Origin of the sequence: Streptomyces sp. NPDC013457 (assembly GCF_043089925.1) — a bacterium.
In the GTDB taxonomy this organism is placed as follows: Bacteria; Actinomycetota; Actinomycetes; order Streptomycetales; family Streptomycetaceae; genus Streptomyces.
This window is the reverse complement of the sequence record NZ_JBICBL010000015.1, coordinates 93,027-107,535: the sequence shown is the minus strand read 5'-3', so window position 1 is coordinate 107,535 and position 14,509 is coordinate 93,027. Positions and strand designations below refer to the sequence as shown.

Sequence of the window (14,509 nt, the reverse complement as noted above, 5' to 3'; positions counted from 1 at the left end):
CGCTCCTCTTCCGGGGAGCGGGGCCCTTCGCTTCTGACGACCCCTTTCACCACCGACACTGGAGACTGACGTGGCCAACTCTGGCCTGAACACCACGGGCATCCTGTCCCGTGTCACGGTCGCGGCGATCACCGCGGCCCTGGTGGCGACGACCACGTCGGCCGTCGCGGCCGACGCCCCGAAGGGTGCCGACAAGGCGGCCGCGGCGGCCACCAAGCCCGTGCAGGCGCCGAAGGCGGGTATCGCCTCCACGACCGCCGAGGCCGACTACCGCTGGCTGGGTGCCGTCACAGGCAACACCCTGTACTGGTACTCGCCGAACGGCACGGGCGGCTACGACGCCCGCTCGTGGCAGACCGACACGTGGGGCGACGTCAAGAACGCCCAGCAGGCCGACAACGACGGCGACGGCGTCGCCGACGACATCTGGGTGTGGACCACCGATGGCACCCTCGGCTACGCCGACGGCGACACGGCGGACGACGGCATCAACGTCGGCGGCGGCTGGAACATCTACAACAAGGTCCTCGTCCCGGGCAACCTCGGTGGCGCGGCCGCTCCTGACCTGCTGGCCCGTGACACGTCCGGCAAGCTGTACATCTACCTCGGCTACGGCAACGGCAAGCTGACCGGCCGTACCCTGGTCGGCTCCGGCTGGGGCCAGTACAACCAGATCACCGGCGTCGGCGACCTGAGCGGTGACGGCAAGGCCGACATCGTCGCGCGCGACGGCTCCGGCACGCTGTGGCTGTACAAGGGCACCGGCGACCAGAAGGCCCCGTTCTCGGCCCGTACCAAGGTCGGTACCGGCTGGAACATGTTCAACAACCTCACGGCCGTGAGCGACCTGGACTTCGACGGGATCGCCGACATGGTCGCCCGCGACACGACCGGCAAGCTGTACCGCTACTCGGGCACCGGCAACGCCGCCGCCCCGTTCAAGTCCCGCGTGCTGATCGGCAGCGCCGGCTGGAACACGTACCGCCTGATGTTCTGACCGACGCCCTCGGCGTCCGACGGACACCAGACGAACGGGCCCCGCTCCTCTTCCGAGGAGCGGGGCCCGCTTCGTTCTGTCACCCGATGCGTCAGCCGCGGATCAGGTTGCGCAGCACGTACTGCATGATGCCGCCGTTGCGGTAGTAGTCGGCCTCGCCGGGGGTGTCGATGCGGACGACCGCGTCGAACTCGACACCCGTGTCGGTGGTGACCTTGACCGTGCGCGGCGTGACGCCGTTGTTGAGCTCCTCGACGCCGGTGAAGGAGAAGGTCTCCTCGCCGGTCAGGCCGAGGGTCTCGGCCGACTGGCCCTCCGGGAACTGGAGCGGCAGGACGCCCATGCCGATGAGGTTCGAGCGGTGGATGCGCTCGTACGACTCGGCGATGACGGCCTTGACGCCGAGCAGCGCGGTGCCCTTGGCGGCCCAGTCGCGGGACGAGCCGGAGCCGTACTCCTTGCCCGCCAGGATCGCGAGCGGGGTGCCCTGCTCGATGTAGTTGCGGGAGGCGTCGTAGATGAAGGAGACGGGGGCGCCGTCCTTCGTGAAGTCGCGGGTGTAGCCGCCCTCGGTGCCCGGCGCGATCTGGTTGCGCAGGCGGATGTTGGCGAACGTGCCGCGGATCATGACCTCGTGGTTGCCACGACGCGAGCCGTAGGAGTTGAAGTCACGACGCTCCACACCGTGCTCGGTGAGGTACTTGCCGGCCGGGGTGTCGGCCTTGATGGCGCCGGCCGGGGAGATGTGGTCGGTGGTGACCGAGTCGCCCAGCTTGGCCAGGACGCGCGCGCCGACGATGTCGGTGACCGGGGTGGTCTCCATCGTCATGCCCTCGAAGTACGGGGGCTTGCGGACGTAGGTGGACTCGGTGTCCCACTCGAAGGTGTTGCCGGTCGGGATCGGCAGCGCCTGCCACTGGGCGTCGCCCGCGAAGACGTCCTGGTAGGACTTGTTGAACATGTCCTCGCCGATCGCGTTGGCGACGACGTCGTTGACCTCGGCCTCCGACGGCCAGATGTCCGCGAGGTAGACCGGCTTGCCCTCGGTGTCGGTGCCGAGCGCGTCCTTGGTGATGTCCACCTTCATGGAACCCGCGAGGGCGTACGCGACGACCAGCGGCGGGGAGGCCAGGTAGTTCATCTTGACGTCGGGGTTGATACGGCCCTCGAAGTTCCGGTTGCCGGAGAGGACCGAGGTGACCGCGAGGTCGTGCTCGTTGACGGCCTTGGAGACCTCCTCCGGCAGCGGGCCGGAGTTGCCGATGCAGGTGGTGCAGCCGTAGCCGACGAGGTTGAAGCCGACCTTGTCGAGGTACGGGGTGAGGCCCGCCTTGTCGAAGTAGTCGGTGACGACCTTCGAGCCCGGGGCGAGGGTGGTCTTGACCCACGGCTTGCGGGTCAGGCCCTTCTCCACGGCCTTCTTCGCGACGAGCGCGGCGGCGACCATGACGTACGGGTTCGAGGTGTTGGTGCAGGAGGTGATCGCGGCGACGGTGACGGCGCCGTGGTCCAGCTCGTAGGTGGTGCCGTCGGGAGCGGTCACCTGGACCGGGTTCGACGGGACGCCGTTGCTGACGGCCGGGGCGTCGGAGGCCGGGAAGGACTCCTGGCCCGCCTCGTCGACCATGTCGACGTAGTTGCGGACGTCCTGCTTGAACTGCTCCGCCGCGTTGGCGAGGATGATGCGGTCCTGCGGGCGCTTCGGGCCGGCGATGGAGGGGACGACCGTGGAGAGGTCGAGCTCCAGCTTCTCGGAGAAGTCGGGCTCGGCGGACGGGTCCAGCCAGAGGCCCTGCTCCTTGGCGTACGCCTCGACGAGCGCGACCTGCTGCTCGGAGCGGCCGGTGAGCTTGAGGTAGTTCAGGGTCTCGCCGTCGATCGGGAAGATCGCGGCGGTGGAGCCGAACTCGGGCGACATGTTGCCGATGGTGGCGCGGTTGGCGAGGGAGGTGGCGGCCACGCCCTCACCGTAGAACTCGACGAACTTGCCGACGACGCCGTGCTTGCGCAGCATCTCGGTGATCGTGAGGACGAGGTCGGTGGCGGTGGTGCCGGCCGGGAGCTCGCCGGTCAGCTTGAAGCCGACGACGCGCGGGATCAGCATGGAGACCGGCTGGCCGAGCATGGCGGCCTCGGCCTCGATGCCGCCGACGCCCCAGCCCAGCACACCGAGGCCGTTGACCATGGTGGTGTGCGAGTCGGTGCCGACGAGGGTGTCGGGGTACGCCTGGCCGTTACGGACCATGACCGTACGGGCCAGGTGCTCGATGTTCACCTGGTGGACGATGCCGGTGCCCGGGGGGACGACCTTGAAGTCGTCGAAGGCGGTCTGGCCCCAGCGCAGGAACTGGTAGCGCTCCTTGTTGCGGCCGTACTCCAGCTCGACGTTCTGGCCGAAGGCGTCCTTCGTGCCGAACTTGTCGGCGATGACCGAGTGGTCGATGACCAGCTCGGCCGGGGAGAGCGGGTTGACCTTCGCCGGGTCGCCGCCGAGCTCCTTGACGGCCTCGCGCATGGTGGCGAGGTCGACGACACAGGGAACGCCGGTGAAGTCCTGCATGATCACGCGGGCCGGCGTGAACTGGATCTCCTGGCTCGGCTGGGCCTGCGAGTCCCAGCCTCCGAGGGCCCGAATGTGGTCGGCGGTGATGTTCGCGCCGTCCTCGGTGCGGAGGAGGTTCTCCAGAAGGACCTTCAGGCTGTAGGGAAGGCGCGCGGAGCCCTCGACCTTGTCCAGCTTGAAGATCTCGTACGACTCGTCGCCCACGCGCAGCGTGCTGCGGGCGTCGAAGCTGTTCGCCGACACGACAGTCTCCTTCATCAATGTGCGCGTATTACCGCCATGCTGCCGCCACGACTCCTCGCCGATCCGCTAAGGTAAGACTTAGTTAGGTAACCCTTACCGGGCGGGCGGCCGCGGTGCGCCGTAAGCAGTTATCTCGATGTCGAGATAACTCTAGTGCATCCCCGCCGCCCGGTCATGCCCGGCATGCCTGACCGCCCTCATCCAATCGAGGCGTGTACTCACCGAACCCGGTCGTTCGGCCTTCCGTCTCAGTGAACCCAGTCGTGCGGGTGATCGCACTGGGGGTGCTGGGTGGCCGTACCGGCCGGGGTGGATCTTGCAGGGCCGTACGTCGAGCTGTCGTACGTGGACGCCGTACGTCAGCGGCAGCGGCGTCCACTGATGGTCGAGCGGGTCGGGGTGTCGGAGCCGGTGCTGCCGGCGAATGTCCGGTGGCTGAAAGGCGGAAGTCCCCGATCCGTGCGATCGGGGACTTCGCCAAGGGCAGCCGGAGGATCCTCTTGCGGCCCCGGGGTGCCGGTGCCGGTTACGCGGCGGAGGTGAGTTCGGCGCGGCCGAACAACAGCGCGTGGCCGGTGGGGAGCTGGTGGAGGATGCGGGTGATGAGGTCAGGGCCGGCGTGGGCGGCGACGGCCGCGAAGACGGATCCGGTGTCCCAGCGGGTGGTGGCCAGGGATGCGCCGGAGCGCGCGGCGAGGTCCTTGACGAAGGCCCAGCCGGTCAGCGGCTGGGTGTCGGGGATCTGTGCGGTCAGGACACGTGCGGCTTCCAGGGGCAGGCAGGCGGCAAGGTCGACGCGTTCGTCGCCGGTCAGCTGGCGTCCCAGCCCCGCGAGAACCAGGCGTACGGCTTCCTCGGCTCTCTCGCGGGTGGGGTAGGCGCCTTCGTAGCGGACCTTCTCCAGCATCTGCTCGTACGCCGTCGAGTACGGCTGCTGGTGCTCAGCCGGTACGCGCACGTCGGTGATCACTGCAGTGCATGCCTTTCGTAGAACGGTGCGGGTGTGTGGCACCGAGGTAGGGGTCAGGTGGGCTGGGGGCGGCCGAAGAGGAGGTCGTAGCCTGCGGGGAGCTGGAGCAGGATCTGCCCCAGCAGGTCCTCGCCGGCCGTGTCGGCGACCGTGGACAGCACGGCGCTGACGTCCCAGGTCGCGGTCTGCTCGGTGGCGCCGTCGATCCAGGCCGCGGCTGCCCGCACGAACCGCTCCGGGGGCAGCGGTTCGGCGCTCTGCAGCGGGTTGAGCAGGATCAGGGCGAATTCCTCCGGGAGACGTGCCGCGAGCTGGGCGCGAACCACGCCGACCAGATGCGCGCCGAGCAGGGCCAGCACCACACGGGCCGCGCGCTCGGCTTCCTCCACAGTGCCGTACTCGCCGCGCTCCCTCACGTGGTCGAGGAAGGCTTCGCGTCGCAGGGTCATCTCGCCGCCACCCCTTCTTGTTCTTCGGCCTGCCCATGGGGTGCGGAGGACGGGGTGAGGGGGAGATCAGGTGCCCGTCCTCCGCACCTGTCCGGCGTCAGCCGGAGATCTCCTTGTGGCCGGTCCCGACGCCGATGGAGATCTTGCGGGGCTTGGCACGCTCGGCGATCGGGATGCGCAGGGTCAGCACGCCCGCTTCGTAGTCGGCCTTGATGTGCTCGGTGTCGAGGGTGTCGGCGAGCACGATCTGGCGGGAGAAGACGCCCAGCGGCCGCTCGGACAGCTCCATCTGCACGTCGTCGACCCTCGCCACCGGCCGGCGCTCCGCCTTGACCGTCAGCATGTTCCGCTCGACGTCGATGTCGATCGCGTCCGCGCTGACACCGGGAAGGTCGAAGGCCACCACGTACTCGTCACCCTCACGGTAGGCGTCCATCGGCATCGCCGACGGCTTCGACCAGGTGCCCGGGCCCATCAGCTGCTGCGCCAGCCGGTCCAGCTCACGGAAGGGGTCAGTGCGCATCAACATCGTGAAAACACCTCCAGCAGGTTCAGGCAGATACTGCCAATGCGCCTCACTGACACCGTTGTAACATGTCATCCAATGGATGACAAACACGATGTCGTCTACATGATGACAACCCGAGGGAGGTGCCCGTGACCGCACCCGACCAGCCGGTCTCCACCGACGCCGACGCCCACAGCCCGGCGTCGTTCATCGCCGCCGCGGCGGCCCTGAAAGCCATAGACGACGCCCTGCGCGACGCCCAGCACGAGACCCCCGACACCCTCGGCGCCGGGCCGGCCCCGGAGCAGGCCCTCGCCTCGCTGATGCTGCTGCGGCAGGTACGTGAGCGGCTCGCCGGATGGGAGACCGGCCTGATCGAAACGGCCCGGGACGCAGGCGCCAGCTGGGCCGACCTCGCCTCTCCCCTGGGTGTCGCCAGCCGCCAGGCCGCCGAGCGCCGCTACCTGCGCGGCCGCCCCGGCCCGGCCGGGACCACCGGCGAACAGCGCGTGACGGCCACCCGTCAGGCCCGGGCCGCCGACCGCAACACCGCCACCTGGGCCCGCAACAATGCGGCCGACCTGCGCCGCCTCGCCGGCCAGATCACCGCCCTGACCGACCTTCCCCACGCCGCCCGCCGCCCGCTCGATGAGCTCCACGCGGCCCTCGCCCACGACGACCCCGCCGACCTCATCGTCCCCCTGACCGCGACCCGCCCCCACCTGGCCGCCGCCCACCCCGACCTCGCCGCCCGGCTCGACACCCTCACTCCCCCCTGACCCCGGGGAGGCCCGGGCGCCAAGGAACGAGCGGCGGGCGTCACCCGGGATCCCGCGCGGCGCACGGCCGGATGCACCCGGGATCCCGCGCCACGCGCGCGGTCAGACGTGCCAGACGCCCGTCACCGCTGCCGTACGGACGTAGTCGGCGAAGTCGCGCGGCTCGCGGCCGAGGGCGCGCTGGACACCGTCCGCGAGCCTGGCGAAGCGCTCCTCCCTGATCCAGCCGTAGAGCATGTTCAGCAGGGCGATGTGCTCCTGCGACACGCCACGGCCCGCGGCGTGGGCCGCGAACTCCTCCGGCGAGACAGCGCGGTGGGTGATGTCCCGGCCGGTGGCGCGGGCGATCTCGTCGGCCACGGCGTCCATCGTGAGCAGGCGCGGCCCCGACAGGGAGTACGTCTGCCCGGCGTGACCGGCCTCGGTGAGGGCGGCCACGGCGACGTCGGCGATGTCCTCGGCGTCGACCCACGGCTCGGCGCCCGCCCCCGTCGACGTGACCACCTCGCCGTCGAGAATCTGCCCACGGAAGAGCGGGTCCTCGCTGAAGTTCTGTGCGAACCAGGCCGGCTTCAGGATCGTCCACGCCGTGCCGGACTCCCGTACCGCGCCCTCGCAGGGCAGCTTCTCCTCGCCTTCCGGGGCGACCCAGTCGCTGTGGGAGAGCAGGACGAGGCGCTCGGCCCCGGCGTCGGCGGCGAGCTTGGCGAAGGCGCGCATCGAGATCGCGGCATCCTCGCGCTGCGAGTCGACCAGATAGACCGCGCCGACGCCCGCGAGGGCGGGCGCCCAGGTGTTCTCGTCGGTCCAGTCGAAGCGGGTAGGCCCCTTCCGGGAGGCCGCGCGGACGTCCAGGCCGCGCCGGCGGAGACGGGAGAGGACACGGCGCCCGGTCTTGCCGGTACCGCCGAGAACGAGGATCGGCTCGGTGGTCATGTGAGAAGTCGTCATGAGAGACATCGAACGCGGAGCGCGTGAGGCAGGGAATGGCATGAGCGCTCAGGTCGATGTCTCAGCGTCTCAGAAGGTCGGTGCGCCACGGCGGGCCGGCGTCTAGCCTTGCGCCATGGACGCGTTGGGAAGCCTGCTGTACGAGGTGAGATCCGACGGCGCGCTGTTCAGCCGGAACATCCTGGCGCCGCCGTGGTCGATCCGCTTCGCCGACCGCACACAGCTCACCCTTGTCACGATGGTGCGTGGCGAGGGCTGGCTGCTCCCGGGCGGCGGCGAGCCGGCCGTGCCGCTCGGCCGGGGTGACGTGGCGGTCGTGGTCGGCCCGGAGCCGTTCTCCGTCACCGACGATCCCGGCGCCGGGACGCCGCCGCTGTACGTGCTGGAAGGCCCCGACCGGTGCACGGCGGCCGACGGCCGGGAGGTCTGCGAGGACGTCGTGCTGGGGCTGCGCACCTGCGGAAACGCGCTGGACGGCCCGACGGTGCTGCTCACCGGCAGCTACCACGTGGGCGGGCGGGTCTCCGAGCGGCTGCTGAGCGCGCTCCCCCGGGTGGTCACGGTCCGCCCCGAGGGAGGGCCGGGCCCGATCCTGGACCTCACCGTGGCGGAGATCGGCCGGGACGACCCGGGGCAGCAGGCGGTGCTGGACAGACTCCTGGACCTGTTGCTGCTGTCCACGCTGCGCGAATGGTTCGCCCGCCCGGAGGCCGATCCGCCCGGCTGGTACCGCGCGCTCGGCGACCCGGTCGCGGGCCGGGCGCTGCGGTCGATGCACGACCGTCCGGCGCGGGCGTGGACCGTGGCGGCGCTCGCCGAGGAGGCGGGAGTGTCGCGGGCGACGCTCGCGCGCCGCTTCACCGAGCTGGTAGGCGAGCCGCCCATGGCGTATCTGACCGGCTGGCGGCTCGCGCTGGCAGCCGACCTGCTGGCGCGGACCGACGCCACCGTGGAGTCGATCGCCCGACAGGTCGGCTACCGCAGCGCCTTCGGGCTGAGCGTCGCCTTCCACCGCGTGTACGGGACCCGCCCAAGCCACCACCGCGCGGTGGCCGCGGCCACCGCCGCCTGAGCCCGCCTCTCCCCCCGTACGGGCGCGGAGCGGTTGCCGCGGCCGTACGGCGGATCGAGGATCGGACCATGTTCAGCGGCGCGCATGTGATTCTCTACAGCACCGACGCGGACGCCGACCGGGCGTTCCTGAAGGACGTGCTGGGCTTTGAACACGTGGACGCGGGTCGTGGCTGGCTCATCTTCAAGCTGCCGCCGGCGGAGGTCGCCGTCCACCCCACGCAGGGCGCGCCGAAGCACGAGTTCTATCTGATGTGCGACGACATCGCCCGGACGCTCGCCACGCTGCGGGACCGCGGGGTCGAGACGTCGGAGCCCAGCGACCAGGGGTGGGGGCTGCTGGCCACCGCGCGCATGCCGAGCGGGTCCGAACTGTCCCTGTATGAACCACGACACCCGACCGCTCACGGTTCGTCACCCTGACGGCCCACCCCGGCGCAAGCCCCATCTCATATCTGAGATAGCGTGACGCGCATGGCAGACGACTACCTCGTACGCATCGGCAAGCTCATCCGTGACGCCCGTCAGCACCGGGGCTGGACACAGACGCAGCTCGCCGAAGCCCTGGCCACCAGCCAGAGCGCCGTGAACCGGATCGAACGTGGCAACCAGAACATCAGCCTTGAGATGATCGCACGCATCGGCGAAGCACTCGACAGCGAGATCGTGTCCCTGGGTTACGCCGGCCCCATGCATCTGCGGGTCGTCGGCCGCCGTCGGCTGTCCGGGTCCATCGACGTCAAGACGAGCAAGAACGCGTGTGTCGCGCTGCTCTGCGCCTCGCTCCTCAACAAGGGCCGCACGGTCCTGCGCCGCGTCGCGCGCATCGAGGAGGTCTTCCGGCTCCTGGAGGTCCTCAACTCCATCGGGGTGCGCACCCGTTGGATCAACGACGGGGTCGACCTGGAGATCGTGCCGCCGGCCGAGCTGGACATGGACTCGATCGACGCCGAGGCGGCGATCCGCACGCGCTCGATCATCATGTTCCTCGGCCCGCTCCTGCACCGCCTCGACCGCTTCAAGCTGCCGTACGCGGGCGGCTGCGACCTCGGTACGCGGACGATCGAGCCGCACATGATCGCGCTGCGCCGCTTCGGCCTGGACATCACGGCCACCGAGGGCCTCTACCACGCGCAGGTCGAGTCGTCCGTCGTCCCGGACCGCCCGATCGTCCTGACCGAGCGCGGCGACACCGTGACGGAGAACGCGCTGCTCGCCGCGGCCCGCCACCACGGCGTGACCGTCATCCGCAACGCCTCGTCCAACTACATGGTCCAGGACCTCTGCTTCTTCCTGGAGGCTCTGGGCGTACGGGTGGAGGGCATCGGCACGACGACGCTGACCGTCCACGGCGTCCCGCAGATCGACGTGGACGTGGACTACTCCCCCTCGGAGGACCCGGTCGAGGCGATGAGCCTGCTGGCCGCGGCCGTCGTCACCGAGTCGGAGCTGACGATCCGCCGGGTCCCGATCGAGTTCATGGAGATCGAGCTCGCGGTCCTGGAGGAGATGGGCCTCGACCACGACCGCTCGCCGGAGTACGCGGCGGACAACGGCCGCACGCGCCTGGTCGACCTGACGGTCCGCCCCTCCAAGCTGGAGGCGCCGATCGACAAGATCCACCCGATGCCGTTCCCGGGCCTGAACATCGACAACGTCCCGTTCTTCGCGGCGATCGCGGCGACGGCACAGGGCAAGACGCTGATCCACGACTGGGTCTACGACAACAGGGCGATCTACCTCACGGACCTCAACCGCCTGGGCGGCCGCCTCCAACTCCTGGACCCCCACCGCGTCCTGGTCGAGGGCCCGACCCGCTGGCGCGCGGCCGAGATGATGTGCCCCCCGGCCCTGCGCCCGGCGGTCGTGGTCCTCCTGGCGATGATGGCCGCCGAGGGGACGTCGGTCCTCCGGAACGTCTACGTCATCAACCGAGGCTACGAGGAACTGGCGGAACGCCTGAACTCGGTGGGCGCGCAGATCGAGATCTTCCGGGATATCTGAGCGTCAACGGAAACGGCCCACCACACCCCCGCCGGCCTCTTTCACGCGCGCCGGGAGGGTGTGGGGGCCGCCAGGACTACCGCGGTCGCCGAACCGGAGGGGCCGGACAGCTACGGCCCGGAACCGTCGGCGGGGAACAGCGTCTCTGCGGTACATCTGGGGTTCGGCGATCGCGGATCGCTCCAGTGGCCCGCTGGACACTCGTCAGGGTGGAACTCGGCGTAGAAGATCCGATGCGACCAGCGCCATCGGTCCCCGATGCGCTCCATGTAGCCGTAGGTCGGCTCCGTGTCGCCCGGCCGTACCTCGACGACCTCGGCCGAGCCGTCGAGCACGGTCACCTTCTCCAGGCGGCCGGATGCCGCTTCGTCGAGCGTCGAGGACTCCGAGCCGGCGAAGAACTCCGCCGCAGTCTCGACACACGTGTCAGGCACCGTGTCTTCCAGCTTCCTGCGGTACTCCATCGTCATGAGGCCGCAGAGGGTCTCCCCGTCTCCCTTCCGTACCGCCTCGGACGTTGCGGCCCACGTGTCGCGCACACCGGCCTCGCCCGGCCGGGCCCCGACACCGAGGACGGAGTCTCCGTCTCCCTGCGCGGCCCAGTAGACACCGCCGCCCGTTCCGACCAGGAGCAGGGCCGCGAGTGCGATCCACCAGCGCCCGCCCTTCTTCGTCGTGTTGTTGATGTCCCGGCCTACGACGGTGCCCGAGTTGTCGCGACCGATCGACGGGCCGGTCACCAGGTCCGTGATGTCCCGGCCGGCCAGCAGCGCGCCGTCGCCCGCGGTGAACATGGTGGAGGGAGGATGCGGCGGAGGGGGCGGCACCGGCGGCTTCCGTTCTACGCCGCGATTGAATTCCGTTTCTCCTGTCATGAGTTGATGGCGTCCTCTCCTGCTGTCACATCTCGAAGGTCACCACCGGAGAGAACGGATCCGTCTCCTCCCGCCATGTGCACGTCCTCACCGGCGTCGATCCGCGACGAGCCTCCACGAGGCACACGCGCGTGTGAACGCTCGATACTTCCCTGTGCGAGGAGTGAGCCGTTCCCGGAGCGCATGGTGATCACCGGGGCCGGACTGCTCGGAGTCCTCAGGACGATCACCAGCGGCACCACAGCTGCGACGATGCCCGCAATCGCTCCGCAGACACTCGCGACCTGATCGACTCGGTCCAGTTCTCCGAGGAACGCCCAGGAGGCGAGCCCCACTGCGACCACTGTTCCCAGACATACCAGGACCCAACAAAGAACGCGTCTCCACATCTCTTCTCCCCGCGCACGCGACCAACCGTTCACGATTCGAGTCCCTGCCCTACCGGCAGGGCGCGCTGGCGGACCCCTCGAGTGGGCCCGACCGGTCAACCTTGAGCTTTGACGGCGGTCGGGATGTTCGCCATGTGTCACAGGCAGCCATAATCAACGAATCATCGAATGGAACGTCCTGAAAGGTGACGCGAGTTGGCAGCCAAGACGGGACGTCCGGAGCGGCCGCTCGACCCGCAGGCCGGCCCGCTCGAACGCTTCGCGCTGGGTTTGCGTGAACTACGAGAATCGGCCGGCCTGACCTACATGGAGATGGCCGACGTGGCGCATTTCGCGGCCAGCACCCTTTCGCAGGCCGCTGCCGGGCATCGGCTCCCGACCCGTCCGGTCCTCCTGGCCTACGTCCGTGCCTGTGGCGCAGACCCGGCCCCCTGGGTGGAGCGCTGGGAGCATGTGCGGCATGACGTGTTCGGTCCGGAGCAGGATGAGCGGGGAGCCGCCACCATCACCCCACATGGCTCGGGCCCGCAGGACGTCACCAGTTTCGTGGGGCGAGAGGCCGAACTTGCCGCAGGCAGCAGACTGATCGAGCACGGTCGTCTGGTCACGCTGGCCGGAATCGGCGGTGTGGGGAAGACACGGCTGGCCAAGCGTCTCGTCCGCCAGGTGGCCGGTCGCTTCAAGGACGGTCACTACTGCGTGGAGCTGGCCGACGTCAACGGCGACGATGCCGTCGCGGCAGAAGTCGCCGCAGCGGTCGGCGTGCTGACCGCTACCGAGCAGGACCCTCTGGACGAACTCGCCACAGCTTTGCAGGGCCGGAGCGTGCTCCTCCTGCTCGACAACTGCGAGCACGTCCTGGACGCGAGTGCTCGAACCGTCCGAGCCCTGCTCACACGGCTGCCCGAGCTCCACGTCATCACCACCAGCCGGCAACCGCTCGATCTCGGCGAGGAGCATGTGCTGCAGGTGGAGCCGTTGGGCCTGCCCGCTCCGGGGAGCGGGCAGGCCGACGTGGCCGGGGCGAGGGACGGGCTTCCCGCGGTGTCACCGGCTGTGACCCTCTTCGTCGACCGGGCCGTCGCCGCTTCTCCCGGTTTCGGGGTGACCGAGGCGAATCGGGACACGGTCGCCCGCGTATGCCGGAAACTGGACGGCCTGCCCCTCGCCCTGGAAATCGCGGCACGGCGGCTGCGCACATTGACGCTCGACGAACTCCTGGAACGGCTCGATCACCGGTTGCGGCTCCTCGGCCCCGGTGGCCGCGACCGCACGGCTCATCCTCGTCACCATGCCTTACGCGCGCTCTTCGACTGGAGCTACGAACTGTGCACCGATGCCGAGCGAACCGCCTGGCAGCAGTTGTCGCTCTGTTCCGCCGGAGTGCTGCTCACCGATGCCGAACACCTCTGCGAGCGCACCACGGCAGACGGGGCACAGTGCTCCGTGTCTCCTGACGAGGTCTTCGAGTCCCTGGCGGGGCTCGTGGACAAGTCACTGCTCACAAGGGTGGAGACGGATGGTCGCAGCCGCCTGTACATGCTGGAGACCGTCCGCGCCTACGGGCAGGAGCGCCTCGCGGAGAACGATCTGGCACAGCGCGCGTTGCGCCGCCACCGCGCCTGGTACCTCGATCTCGCCGCGCAGGCGGGGGCCGCCTACGGCACAGCCGAACAGGCCGACTGGCTGCGGCGCCTGCGCTCCGAGCACGCGAATCTGCGGCAGATCGTGACGACGGCCCCGGCGCCCGGTGAGCCGGCGGAGAGCGTGCTCCGCGCGTCTGTCGGCTTCTGGCTCCACTGCCTGGCCTCGGGCCATGTGGGAGAGGGCGCCCACTGGATGGGAAAGATCATCGAGCGGTACCCGCTCCCGCCTCGTTCCGGAACCACCCTGACGTGGTGTCGGGCGGTCTGGGTCGCGGGCTTCCTCCTGCTCCTCCACGCGGACCACAGAGGCTCCGACGAGATGATCGGGCGGGGCGAACAGGCTCTGGCCGACATGCCCGCAGCAGACGTCACGGCGTACGAGGTGCCACGGGCCGAGCTCAGCGCAGCCTTCCTGCAGCTGCGCGGCCTCGCGGCACTGTTGAACGAGGACACCGAGAACGCCGCACGCTACGCGCTGTCCGCACTGGAGACGGGGCACTGGTCCGAGATGCTGCTGACGCGGGCGCAGTGCATCGCCCAACTCGGCTTCTCCGCCAACATCCAAGGAGACCACGCGCGCTCCGTCTCACTGCTCGAACAGGCCTTGGCCATGTCCGAGGCACAAGGAGACACCTGGCACCGCTGCTATCTGCTGTGGGCGCTCGCCATCGAGCGCGGGGAGACGGGGCGCGCCAAGGAGGCTCTCGTACTCCTCCGGCGTGCGCTGCGGCACGTCTGGGAGATCGATGAGCAGATGGGTGAGGCGGTGCTGAGCGAGACACTGGCCTGGGTGCTCGCCTCGTGCGGCGGCGCCCGCTCGGCGGCCCTCGTGCTGGGAGCCGCCGATCGCGTCTGGCACCCGTCCGGCGTTCCTCAGCTCTTCGGTTTCGCCGCCATGGCCGCACACCGTCAGCGCGGCCTCGAACAGGCCCGCCAGGCACTCGGTGAGACTGAGTACGGACGCGCGTACCGAGAGGGCCGGAAGCTCGGCCTGCGCAGGACGCTGGAGAGGGTGCTGACAGATATGGATCGGCCCACCGAGCCTGACTGACGCCCCACGGAAG

Annotated in this window: 12 protein-coding genes; 6 read left to right on the top strand and 6 right to left on the bottom strand. The window is 69.7% G+C overall.

Annotated features, from left to right (window positions below; genetic code table 11):
* Positions 1 to 70 precede the first annotated feature (70 nt).
* The gene (locus ACF1G2_RS32255) at positions 71 to 997 is read left to right on the top strand and encodes an FG-GAP repeat domain-containing protein (RefSeq protein WP_391801703.1); all 927 of its coding nucleotides are present in this window, start codon (positions 71 to 73) and stop codon (positions 995 to 997) included.
* A gap of 91 nt (positions 998 to 1,088) precedes the next feature.
* On the opposite strand, the gene acnA is transcribed toward ACF1G2_RS32255, so the two are convergent.
* From acnA to ACF1G2_RS32235, 4 genes are all read right to left on the bottom strand, one after another.
* On the bottom strand, positions 1,089 to 3,803 hold the full coding sequence (gene acnA / locus ACF1G2_RS32250; RefSeq protein ID WP_391801702.1) for an aconitate hydratase AcnA: 2,715 nt from the start codon (positions 3,801 to 3,803) through the stop codon (positions 1,089 to 1,091).
* Between the two features lie 526 nt (positions 3,804 to 4,329).
* Positions 4,330 to 4,773, bottom strand: coding sequence for a DUF2267 domain-containing protein (locus tag ACF1G2_RS32245; protein ID WP_361976484.1), 444 nt, complete (start codon positions 4,771 to 4,773; stop codon positions 4,330 to 4,332).
* 53 nt (positions 4,774 to 4,826) lie between these two features.
* Entirely contained in the window at positions 4,827 to 5,222 is a 396-nt protein-coding gene (locus tag ACF1G2_RS32240; RefSeq protein ID WP_391801701.1) for a DUF2267 domain-containing protein, read from the bottom strand.
* A 97-nt stretch (positions 5,223 to 5,319) separates the two neighbouring features.
* Positions 5,320 to 5,751, bottom strand: coding sequence for an Hsp20/alpha crystallin family protein (locus ACF1G2_RS32235; RefSeq protein WP_391801700.1), 432 nt, complete (start codon positions 5,749 to 5,751; stop codon positions 5,320 to 5,322).
* Between the two features lie 128 nt (positions 5,752 to 5,879).
* Between ACF1G2_RS32235 and ACF1G2_RS32230 the strand changes: the two genes are divergently transcribed.
* A complete protein-coding gene (locus ACF1G2_RS32230) occupies positions 5,880 to 6,509 on the top strand; it encodes a type III effector protein (RefSeq protein ID WP_391801699.1) in 630 nt (209 codons plus the stop codon).
* 102 nt (positions 6,510 to 6,611) lie between these two features.
* Here ACF1G2_RS32230 and ACF1G2_RS32225 read toward each other — a convergent pair whose 3' ends face one another.
* A complete protein-coding gene (locus tag ACF1G2_RS32225; RefSeq protein WP_391801698.1) occupies positions 6,612 to 7,460 on the bottom strand; it encodes an NAD(P)H-binding protein in 849 nt (282 codons plus the stop codon).
* Between the two features lie 115 nt (positions 7,461 to 7,575).
* Between ACF1G2_RS32225 and ACF1G2_RS32220 the strand changes: the two genes are divergently transcribed.
* From ACF1G2_RS32220 to ACF1G2_RS32210, 3 genes are all read left to right on the top strand, one after another.
* On the top strand, positions 7,576 to 8,532 hold the full coding sequence (locus ACF1G2_RS32220) for an AraC family transcriptional regulator (protein WP_391801697.1): 957 nt from the start codon (positions 7,576 to 7,578) through the stop codon (positions 8,530 to 8,532).
* Between the two features lie 68 nt (positions 8,533 to 8,600).
* A complete protein-coding gene (locus tag ACF1G2_RS32215) occupies positions 8,601 to 8,954 on the top strand; it encodes a VOC family protein (protein ID WP_391801696.1) in 354 nt (117 codons plus the stop codon).
* Between the two features lie 51 nt (positions 8,955 to 9,005).
* The gene (locus tag ACF1G2_RS32210) at positions 9,006 to 10,535 is read left to right on the top strand and encodes a helix-turn-helix domain-containing protein (protein WP_391801695.1); all 1,530 of its coding nucleotides are present in this window, start codon (positions 9,006 to 9,008) and stop codon (positions 10,533 to 10,535) included.
* 110 nt (positions 10,536 to 10,645) lie between these two features.
* Here ACF1G2_RS32210 and ACF1G2_RS32205 read toward each other — a convergent pair whose 3' ends face one another.
* Complete coding sequence (locus ACF1G2_RS32205; protein ID WP_391801694.1) at positions 10,646 to 11,329, bottom strand: hypothetical protein; 684 nt, start codon at positions 11,327 to 11,329, stop codon at positions 10,646 to 10,648.
* 665 nt (positions 11,330 to 11,994) lie between these two features.
* Here ACF1G2_RS32205 and ACF1G2_RS32200 point away from each other — a divergent pair.
* Positions 11,995 to 14,496, top strand: coding sequence for an ATP-binding protein (locus ACF1G2_RS32200; protein WP_391801693.1), 2,502 nt, complete (start codon positions 11,995 to 11,997; stop codon positions 14,494 to 14,496).
* Positions 14,497 to 14,509: the final 13 nt, after the last annotated feature.

Coding starts and splice junctions, on each gene's coding strand:
- ACF1G2_RS32240 (WP_391801701.1), bottom strand. CDS start 5,222: ATGACCCTGCGACGCGAAGCCTTCCTCGACCACGTGAGGGAGCGCGGC.
- ACF1G2_RS32235 (WP_391801700.1), bottom strand. CDS start 5,751: ATGTTGATGCGCACTGACCCCTTCCGTGAGCTGGACCGGCTGGCGCAG.
- ACF1G2_RS32225 (WP_391801698.1), bottom strand. CDS start 7,460: ATGACGACTTCTCACATGACCACCGAGCCGATCCTCGTTCTCGGCGGT.
- ACF1G2_RS32220 (WP_391801697.1), top strand. CDS start 7,576: ATGGACGCGTTGGGAAGCCTGCTGTACGAGGTGAGATCCGACGGCGCG.
- ACF1G2_RS32215 (WP_391801696.1), top strand. CDS start 8,601: ATGTTCAGCGGCGCGCATGTGATTCTCTACAGCACCGACGCGGACGCC.
- ACF1G2_RS32210 (WP_391801695.1), top strand. CDS start 9,006: ATGGCAGACGACTACCTCGTACGCATCGGCAAGCTCATCCGTGACGCC.
- ACF1G2_RS32205 (WP_391801694.1), bottom strand. CDS start 11,329: ATGTTCACCGCGGGCGACGGCGCGCTGCTGGCCGGCCGGGACATCACG.